6 protein-coding genes are annotated in these 8,977 nt (G+C 72.5%); 2 read left to right on the forward strand and 4 right to left on the reverse strand.

Going from position 1 to position 8,977, the window contains the following annotated elements:
* Positions 1-182 precede the first annotated feature (182 nt).
* Genes ACWCWD_RS01830 through ACWCWD_RS01845 form a run of 4 tightly spaced genes read right to left on the reverse strand, consistent with a single transcriptional unit; the run spans position 183 to position 5,401 of the window.
* Entirely contained in the window at positions 183-974 is a 792-nt protein-coding gene (locus ACWCWD_RS01830; protein WP_450769418.1) for an ABC transporter ATP-binding protein, read from the reverse strand.
* A complete protein-coding gene (locus ACWCWD_RS01835; RefSeq protein ID WP_450769420.1) occupies positions 971-2,800 on the reverse strand; it encodes a dipeptide/oligopeptide/nickel ABC transporter permease/ATP-binding protein in 1,830 nt (609 codons plus the stop codon). The genes ACWCWD_RS01830 and ACWCWD_RS01835 overlap by 4 nt, the downstream gene beginning before the upstream one ends.
* A gap of 35 nt (positions 2,801-2,835) precedes the next feature.
* Entirely contained in the window at positions 2,836-3,804 is a 969-nt protein-coding gene (locus ACWCWD_RS01840; protein WP_450769422.1) for an ABC transporter permease, read from the reverse strand.
* Positions 3,805-3,817: 13 nt separating this feature from the next.
* Complete coding sequence (locus ACWCWD_RS01845; RefSeq protein WP_450769423.1) at positions 3,818-5,401, reverse strand: ABC transporter substrate-binding protein; 1,584 nt, start codon at positions 5,399-5,401, stop codon at positions 3,818-3,820.
* A gap of 659 nt (positions 5,402-6,060) precedes the next feature.
* Here ACWCWD_RS01845 and ACWCWD_RS01850 point away from each other — a divergent pair.
* Both ACWCWD_RS01850 and ACWCWD_RS01855 read left to right on the forward strand, forming a co-directional pair.
* Positions 6,061-6,402, forward strand: a complete 342-nt coding sequence (locus ACWCWD_RS01850) for a DUF5132 domain-containing protein (protein ID WP_450769424.1) — start codon at positions 6,061-6,063, stop codon at positions 6,400-6,402.
* 224 nt (positions 6,403-6,626) lie between these two features.
* Entirely contained in the window at positions 6,627-8,927 is a 2,301-nt protein-coding gene (locus tag ACWCWD_RS01855; RefSeq protein ID WP_450769425.1) for an ATP-binding cassette domain-containing protein, read from the forward strand.
* Positions 8,928-8,977: the final 50 nt, after the last annotated feature.

Below are 8,977 nucleotides of genomic sequence, written 5' to 3' on the forward strand. Positions count from 1 at the left end.
AATCACGCTTTAATTCGATAGCGTGATGAATTGGCTGATCGCTTGACGGCGTAATTTCCGAGAATTCGTCTCGGGGCCCGCGAGGGCATCTTCCGGGACCTGGAGCGGGCCGTGAGCCACCTTGGCCCACCACGATGCGATACGGAAGGACGGCGGCGGGGGATGCGTCCGGCGGCCCGGGTTCAGGACGACCTCTGCCCGGGCAGGGAGGCACGCAGGGACGGCACGGAGGCGAGCAGCGTCCGGGTGTAGGGGTGGCTCGGTGCGCGCAGGATCGTCCCGGTGGGAGCGATCTCGACGATCCGGCCGTGCCGCATGACCGCCACGACGTCCGAGACGTGGCAGACCGCCGGCAGGTTGTGGCCGATGAAGAGCATGGAGAGCCCGAGCTGCCGCTGGAGTGCACGCATCGTGTTGAGGACGGAGGCCTGCACCGAGACGTCGAGCGCCGAGGTGACCTCGTCGGCGATCAGCAGGCCCGGTTCGACGGACAGGGAGCGGGCCAGGGCGACCCGCTGCCGCTGGCCGCCGGACAACTGGCGCGGCAGGCGATCGGCCAGCCCGGGATCCAGTCCGACGAGGCCGAGCAGCTCGGTGACGCGCTCGGCGCGGGCGGCCCGGTCGAGCCGGCGGAAGACCGTGGCGGCCTCGACGAGCGTCTGACGAGCCGTCATCCGCGGATCGAGCGCGGTGTCCGGGTCCTGGCGGACGATCTGGACCAGGCGGCCGAGCCGCCGCCGGTCGCCGACGGTACGGGTGCGGATCTCGCGGCCGTCGACCAGCACGCGGCCACTGTGTACGGGAACGAGCCCGACGATCGCGCCGGCCAGGCTCGACTTCCCCGAGCCGGATTCCCCCACGAGACCGAGGGTGGTGCCGGACGGAATCTCCAGCGAGACACCGTCCACGGCGGCGGGGGAGTTCCGGGGGCCGGGGTGGCGGACGATGAGGTCGATCACCTGAAGAGTGGTCATGACGCGGGCACCGCCTCCGGGGCCTCCGCCGTCACCGGATGCCAGCAGGCGACCCGGTGGCCGATTCCGACGTCCTCCAGGGAGGGAGCCCGCTCGGCGCAGCGGTCCTGGCGGCGCGGGCAGCGGGGCTCGAAGGGACACCCCGCCACGGGCGCGAGCGGATCGGGCGGCGCGCCCTCGACGGTCGGCAGCGGCCGTCCCCGGTCCGCGGTGAGGTCCGGGACGGATGCGATCAGGGCCCGGGTGTAGGGATGCCGGGCCCCGTCGGCGAGGCGGCCCACGGGCAGGGATTCGACGACGGTGCCCGCGTACATCACCAGGATCCTTTCGCAGAACTCGCCCACGAGCGCGACGTCGTGGCTGATGAACAGGATCGCCGCGGACGTGTCCCGCCGGAGATCGGTGAGCAGCCGGGTGATCTGGCGCTGCACGGTGACGTCGAGCGCCGTGGTCGGTTCGTCGGCGATGATCAGTCCCGGCCGCACCATCAGACCCGAAGCGATCATCACCCGCTGGCGCTGGCCGCCGGAGAGCTGGTGAGGACGTGAGCGCAGCAGCGCCGGGGGCAGGGCCACGCGGGTCAGGGCGTCGGCAGCGTCCGCGGCGGCCTGCGCGCGGCTCGCACCCCGGTGGGCCCGGACCGCCTCGGTGAGCTGAGTGCCGATACGCAGGGACGGGTTGAGCGCCGAGGCCGGGTTCTGGAAGATCATCGACAGGCCCGTCGCGAGGTGCCGGTCCCGTTCCTTCGGCGTCAGGGCGGAGAGGTCCTTGCCGAGCAGACGCAGCGTGCGCCTCGACACCCGGGCGCCGTACGGGAGCAGGTCGGCGACGGCGAGCGCGGTGAGCGACTTGCCCGACCCCGATTCGCCGACGAGGCCCACGATCTCGCCCGGCCGCAGGGACAGGCTCACACCGCGCACCGGCCGGATCGTGCCGCCGGAGGTGGGGAGTTCGACGGAGAGGTCCTCGACCTGAAGGACCAGCCCGTCCTCGGCGGGACCACTCGGAGCGGGCACCGGTGCGGGGGCGCGCCGCACCGGCCCGCGCCGCGCGACGTTTCCGGCCAGGACCTCTCCGAGCAGCTGGAAGGTGAGAGCCGCGTAGAGGATGGCCAGGCCCGGGGCGAGCGCCGGCACCGGCTCGGCGTAGATCCGGTCGAGCCCCTGGCTGAGCAGCTGCCCCCAGTCGTAGCCGGGCGGCTGGACACCCAGTCCGAGGAAGCTCAGCCCCGAGAGCGCGACCAGGGCGGTGCCCCCCGCCGTGGTGACGCTCAGGAGCAGCGGCTCCGCGATGTTGGGCAGGACGTGCCGCCACAGCAGGCGGTGGCGGCGCAGACCGAGCACCCTGGCCGCACCGAGGTGGTCGGTGCCCGCGACGCCCGCGGCCAGGGTCTGGGCGAGCCGGGCGAACCCCGGGACGGCCGCCGCCGCCAGGGCCAGCACCGCCCCGGTGGCGCCCGCACCGAACACGACCGCGAGGAACATCGCGACGAGGAGCGCCGGGAAGGCGAGCAGGAGGTTGATCAGCCCGCCGGTCAGCCGACGGCCGCGTCGCCCGAGGACGGCGGTGCACGCCCCGAGGAGTACCCCCGCACTCGCGCCGAGCAGCACCGAGGTGAGTGCGAGCAGCAGGGAAGGACGGGTGGCCGTCAGGATGCGGGCGAGCAGGTCCCGGCCGAGGCCGTCGGTTCCGAACGGATGCACCGCGGACGGGCCCTGGAGCACGGCCGACGGGTCCGGGCGGTCGGCCGCCGCACCCCAGAACAGGGGGCCGGCCACAGCGAGCGCGACGAGCGACGTCAGCATGACCGCGGTGGCCCAGGCCATGGGAGAACGTGGACGTACGGACAGGGGTCTCATGGTCACATCTCCCGGATCGCCGAGCGGGGATCGAGCAGGGCGAGCAGCACGTCCACCAGGAGGCCGGCGAGCAGCACGGTGGTGCCGAGCACCAGAACCATGGCCTGGACCACCGGGTAGTCCTGTGCGACCACGGACTGGGCCATGGCCGAGCCGATACCCGGCCAGGCGAAGACCTTCTCGACGAGCACCGTGCCGGCGATCACAGCGGGCAGCAGGCTTCCGGCGACGGTGAGCGCGGCGGACGCCATGTTCGGTGCCGTGTGCCGGAGGTAGCGGCGCGCCGAGGACAGCCGCTTGCTCCGGGCAGTGCGCAGATAGTCCTCGTTCAGTACCTTCAGCGCCTCCACCCGGACGATGCGCAGGAGTACGGCGGTGGGAGCGAGGGCGAGCGCGATCACGGGCAGGATCAGCGACTCGGCGCCCGCGGCCCCGGCCACCGGGAGCAGTTGGAGGCCGACCGCCAGCAACGCGGTGAGCCCGGCGGCCAGGACGAAGTCCGGTACCCCCGTCAGACCGGCGGTGACCGCCGTGAACACCAGCTCGGTGCGCGGGCGTCGGCCGTCACGGGTGCGGACGGCGGCCAGCAGGCCGCCGGGCAGGGCGATGGCGAGGGCGGTCAGGAAGGCGAGGACGGCGATCTCCAGGGTGGCGGGCAACCGGGTGCGGACCAGCTCGGCGACCGGTGCGCCCGTGACCAGCGACGTACCGAGGTCGCCGTGGAGCAGGCCGTCGAGGTAGTGGCGGTACTGGGAGAGGAAGGGGGTGTCGAGCCCGAGGTCGTGCCTGCGGGCGGCCACCAGGCCGGGGGAGGCGTCGACGCCGAGAGCGGCCCGGACCGGATCGCCGGGAATGAGGCGGATCATCGCGAAGGACGCGGTGACCACGACTGCCAGGGAGAGGAGCAGCCGGACGCCGCGGCGGCCGAGGAACACGGTCCAGGGGTGCCGCAACAGCTGGGATGCAGACATGGTGGGCCCCAGGTCACTGGTGGAGGCGGATGCTGGTGGGAACGAGCCGGCCGCCGAAGGTGGTGGCGAAGGTGGTGCGGTAGCCGTACAGGCCGCTGCTGCCCCGGGCGATCGGCAGTGCGTCGGCCGAGCGGAAGAGAGCGGCTGCGGCCCGGTTCCAGGTGCCGCATCCCGACGTGTCGGTCTCCCGGAGAGCCCGGGAGACCAGGGCGTCGTACTCGGGATTGGACACCCCCGCGAAGTTGAGGCCCCGGGCCGGGGTGGGGCCGGAGAAGAAGGAGATGAAGCCGACCGGCAGCGCGAACCCCGGCGTGCTGCCGACCACCACGTCGAACTCGGCGCTCTGGTACATGGCGTTGACGAGGGCCGGCAGGCTCTCGGAGACCAGGTCGACCTCGGCACCGAGCGCCGTCCACTCCCGGGCCATGAGCTCGGCGACGGAGGCCAGGGTCGGGCCGAGGTCGGGACTGGTGAGCAGGCGGAGCCGGAGCGGCCGGCCGTCCTTGGTGAGCGGACCGTCGGCGGACCGGGTCCAGCCGGCTGCCCGCAGGGCATCGGGGGCGTCGCTCGCGGGCAGATTGTCGTCGGCGAGGTCGGCGTGGCAGACGGAGCCCTCGGCACCGAAGTCGGTGGCGGGTTCTCCGGTGCCGCCGACGGCGACGTTGGCGAGCCCCCGGCGGTCGAGGGCGGAGACCAGGGCGCGGCGCAGTGCCCGGTCGGAGAGCACCCGCCCGGGACGCTGGTTGAAGAAGGTCAGCCCGACCACGGTCGCCACATCGGCGGTGGACAGGCCGCGTCCGGTGAGCCGGGCGCGGTCCGGCCCGCTCACACCGGCGATGTCCACGCCCCCGGTGAGCAGCAGATTCGCTGCCGTGGACGCCTGGGGCACCACCGAGAGGACGATGCGCGCGGGGAGGCCGGGTTCCCCGGTCGTCGCTCCGGACGGGCCCCAGGTGTAGCCGTCGCGGACGGTGAACTCGTACGGTCCGCCGGGGGTGTAGCGGGTCAGTACGTAGGGACCGGTGCCCTGGGTGGCGCGGTCCAGTGAATCGGGCCGGTCGAGGCCCGCGGGGCAGACGATCGGCAGCAGACCGATGGTGCGGGTGAGGAACGGGAAGGGGGCGGCGGCGGTCGCCGACACCGTGCCGGTCCCGTCGTCGGCGACCGTCCTGAACGGGACGTTCGGCAGGACGGTCTGGGCGCCGGCGAGCTGGTTGGCCGGGTCGCCGGCGTAGGTGAGTGCGCGGGCCACCGCCGAGGCGGTGAGCTCGGTCCCGTCCGAGCAGGTGACGCCCGGGCGGAGGGTGAAGGTGGCCTTGGTGGCCGTGGCCCGCCACGAGGTGGCCAGGCCGGAGACCAGGTCACCGCCGGGGGTGAGGTTGACCAGGGAGTCGTAGGCGTAGTGGGCCTGGGAGGCGCCGAACGTGGAGTACGGGTCGAAGCTCGGGGTCTCGCTGGTCCCGGCGATCCGGACGGTGCCGCGGATCACCAGCGGGGTGGTGGTCGAGGAGGTGGCGGCTCCGCCGCAACCGCCCAGCGCGACGGCAGAGGCGGTGAGGGCGGCCGCCAGGGCGACCGGCGGGGAGCGTCGGAACATGGCGTCATGGTGCCACCGGAAATTCGGCCCTGATCATCCAACTGGCTTGTACGGATGGGGTGTTCGAATGGCCCGAGCCGCCTGGCAGCTGGGCGGAGGGCCGTCGGGGGCTACCGGGCGGCCGATCCTGGTTCACCCGTACGGGGGGTGCCGGGGCTCGTCGTGCCGGCCGGCCCGGCGTCGTGGCGGGGCCGCCCCGCCGTCCCCTCGAAGGCCGGCGAGTCCCGCGGTGGCGGTGGCGGTAGTGGTGCGGGGCGCGGGTCTCCGCGGAACGGCGCGCGGGGCGGAGGGCCGTCCTGCGCCGTCGGCATGTGGTCGGGCGACCCGCAAGGCGTATGCGCCGAGAAAGTAAATCAGATAGTCGCATTAATGCGTCGAGGGTATTGAGCGCGTTGGGCGTGCCGGGTTTCGGAGGTTGCGCACAAAGGCCCTGAAGCACTCTCATGAGTGAATGCAGGGGAGCTGCTTGGCCCAGGCGGGTGGGATTCCACTACGGTGATCACGGGATCGGATGGTGAGTTCCGGCGTCCGGAGAATTTCGACTCGCCAGGCGAGTTCCGGACAAATTCGAGAGTGAATCCCGCCCGGCTGTGCGCTGCTTCGGTTTTCGTCATGCCCGGGTTCCCTGTCATACGTATGCGTGGAGAGGATGGAGAATCATGCCGCCAGTAGTCCCGCCCTTCCTGATCGGCCTCATCGTCGCGCCGCTGGCCAAGCGTCTGCTCAAGCCGCTGGTGAGCGGAGTCGTCAGGACGTCCGTCGGTATCGCGATGGAGGTGAAGAAGGCGGCCCAGGAGGCCGGCGAGAACATGCACGACCTCGCGGCCGAGGTGGCCGCCGACGTGGTGGCCGCCCAGATCGCCGCCAGTGAGACCGAGGGGCACTCCGTCGTCGGCCAGCGTGCCGCCACCAAGGAGGCGGCCGCCGACCGCCCCGAAGGGGACGCGAGGACCCCGAAGATCCGTGCGACCGCAGGTTCCGCCTCCGGCAAGTCCCACTGACGGCCCGTAGGAACCTGGGCCGCCGCCAGGCGTGCGTGCCGATCGATCTTTCGGCGGAGCGCGCCCGGGCGGCGGCCGTTGGCAGGCCGTTCGGCCGCAGAGATCCGCCGTTCGGCGTTCTGCTCCGTCGCCGCATTCCGTGTTCAGACTTTCCCGCTCCGTCGCCGCATTCCGTCGTGTCCATGACGGATTCCCGCGACCTCCGCAAACAGGTGATCGTACACATGCCATCGCTACTGGGCGCCGCAGCCGGATTCCGCTCCGTGGAATCGAGTGCCAGCCCGCGCTCGGTCATCCCGGGCCGTCAGCGCTGGGACGTCGAGCTGGTGCTCGGACGTCCCCGGACGGCCGAGATTCTCGCCGCTGTGCTGCGTCGCGTTCCAGGGATCACCGAGGCCCGGGCCAACCCGGTCACCGGCGGGGTGCTCGTGCGGCACGACGCGCGGTTGCGCGCCGCGGAGGTCGGCCGGATCATCCGCGGAGCCGTCACCCGCGTCGCGGAGAACACGACCGGAACGGGACGTCCGGCACCTGCGGACCGCCCCGCCGTCCCTCCGGCCCCACGGGCGGACCGCGGCGCGGTGGTGCGCCCGGTGCTCGCCGTCGGCGGCGGCATCGTGGCCGGGGTCACGCTGATCAAGGGGTCCGCGAGGGGCAGGCAGTTGGTGGCGGCGGGCGGGGTTGCCGCAGCGACCGCGATCGTCCTCCGGAAAGCCTGGCGAGGAACGGTCGAGGCGGCCCGGCACGCGGCCGGGACCGGTGCCGAACACCACCCGCTGCTGGAGATCGTCGGTCCGCACCGCCGCCGCCTCTACCGGGCCGCCGCCCTCTCCGTCGCCTGCCAGGCCGCCGAGATGGCGCTCGGCACCTTCCTCGGATGGACCGGTCTCGTCCTCATCAAGGGCGAGGCGGCCCCGCTGGCCGTCCTCGGTCTGACCACGGCATCGGCCCAACTCCTCGGCCTGGCAGGGCTGGTGTCCGCCGCCTGCGCTGCGGTGGCCGGTCTCTCCTACGCCTCGAACCTCCAATGGCGCCGCCTCGGCCAGGACATCGAGCACGACTGGCGGAGCCGTACGTACCGGCACGTCCAGCACCTCGAACTGGCGCACCTGGAGGGCGAGCGGACCAGCCGGGTGGCCGGCACACTCACCAACGACGTCGGACAGCTGGGCGCCTTCTTCGCCGGCCCGGCCAACGACGTGCTGCAACTCGGCACCAGTGTCGCCGTCCTGGTGCCAGCGTTCCTCCTGCTGGCACCCCAGATCGCCTGGATCGCGTTCCTGCCGATCCCGGTCGTCGCCTGGCTCTCGCTGCGCCACCAGGGCGAAGCCGCGGCGACCTACGCCGCCACCGGCGAGCGGCGGGCCAGGCTGGGCAGCCAAGTGATCAACTCGCTCGAAGCCGGTGCGACCGTCAAGAGCTTCTGCACCGAGGAGTACGAGGCGACCCGCGTCGACGAGCTGAGCGAATCGGTCCAGGAGAGCAGCCGTCAGGCCGACCGGAGCACGATCCGCCACGTCGAGACCGTACGGGCCTGCACCACCGCGTCCATGGCCGGCACCCTTCTGATCGGCGGTCGGTCGGTACTCAACGGCACCCTGCGCTTCGAGGTGTTCAGCCCGCTGATCGGCCTGCCCCAGATGCTGCTGATGCGGATGAGCCGGCTCGGCGGCATCGCCGACCAGTACCAGCGCACCCTCGCGTCCTACGACCGGGTCCAGCGCCTGCGCGCCCTGCCCGTCGAGGCGGACACCGGTGACGGGAAGCTCGAACTCGCCGATGTGCGGGGCGAGATCGTCCTCGACGGGGTCACCTTCGCCTACCCCGGACGCCCGGCGACACTGGAGGACCTCTCCCTGACCGTCCCGGCCGGCCAGGTGACCGCCCTGGTGGGAGCCACCGGCTCGGGCAAGACGACGATCGCCAAACTGCTGATGCGCTACCAGGACGCGGAGTCGGGCCGGGTGCTGCTCGACGGGCAGGACGTCCGGGACCTGCGGCGGCACGACCTGCGCCACGCCGTCGGCTTCGTCGCGCAGGATCCGTTCCTCTTCGACGGCAGCATCGCCGACAACATCCGCTACGGCACCTTCCACGCCTCGCACGAGGACGTGGTCCGGGCCGCCGCCATGGCCGAGGCGCACACCTTCGTCGCGACCCTGCCCGACGGCTACGACACCCTGATCGGCGAACGCGGCGCCACGCTCTCCGGCGGCCAGCGGCAGCGGATCGCCCTGGCGCGCGCGATCCTCAAGGACTCACCGGTCGTCATCCTCGACGAGGCCACCTCCGCCGTGGACAACGAGACCGAGGCCGCCATCCAGCGCACGCTGCGCAGCTTCGCGGAGGACCGGACAATGATCGTCATCGCGCACCGCCTCTCCACGGTCCGCCACGCCGACCGGATCTACGTCATGGACAAGCGCGGCATCGTCGCCGAGCAGGGCACCCACGACGAACTCCTCGCCCAGCACGGGCTCTACGCATCCCTCTGGCAGCTCCAGGCCGGCGAAATCGCCGCCTGACCCGCAGACGAGCCGCCCCTCGCCGACCACGTGACACACACCGTGACCGG

This window comes from Streptomyces sp. NPDC001493 (genome assembly GCF_053597235.1).